This window comes from Providencia rustigianii DSM 4541 (assembly GCF_000156395.1).
In the GTDB taxonomy this organism is placed as follows: Bacteria; Pseudomonadota; Gammaproteobacteria; order Enterobacterales; family Enterobacteriaceae; genus Providencia; species Providencia rustigianii.
Genome location: NZ_GG703823.1, coordinates 1,673 through 2,125 on the forward strand (window position 1 = coordinate 1,673; position 453 = coordinate 2,125).

The 453-nt window shown below is 52.3% G+C and carries 1 rRNA gene and 2 other annotated features (1 of these 3 running past the window's edge); the gene reads right to left on the reverse strand.

The window, feature by feature from the left end:
* Positions 1-89: ribosomal RNA gene (locus PROVRUST_RS17490) — 16S ribosomal RNA — on the reverse strand; it reaches 1,388 nt to the left of the window's first position.
* A gap of 12 nt (positions 90-101) precedes the next feature.
* Positions 102-283 (reverse strand) — a sequence feature (23S ribosomal RNA rRNA prediction is too short).
* Between the two features lie 114 nt (positions 284-397).
* Positions 398-453, reverse strand: a sequence feature (23S ribosomal RNA rRNA prediction is too short).

The following is a 453-nucleotide window of genomic DNA, read 5'->3' on the forward strand; positions in this document are numbered from 1 at the left end:
GTCACTCTCGCAGTCAAGCTGGCTTATGCCTTTGCACTAACCGCATGATGTCCGACCATGCTTAGCCAACCTTCGTGCTCCTCCGTTACTCTTTGGGAGGAGACCGCCCCAGTCAAACTACCCACCAGACACTGTCCGCACCCCAGATAATGGGGCCACGTTAGAACATCAAACATTAAAGGGTGGTATTTCAAGGTTGGCTCCACGCAGACTGGCGTCTACGCTTCAAAGCCTCCCACCTATCCTACACATCAAGGCTCAATGTTCAGTGTCAAGCTATAGTAAAGGTTCACGGGGTCTTTCCGTCTTGCCGCGGGTACACTGCATCTTCACAGCGAGTTCAATTTCACTGAGTCTCGGGTGGAGACAGCCTGGCCATCATTACGCCATTCGTGCAGGTCGGAACTTACCCGACAAGGAATTTCGCTACCTTAGGACCGTTATAGTTACGGC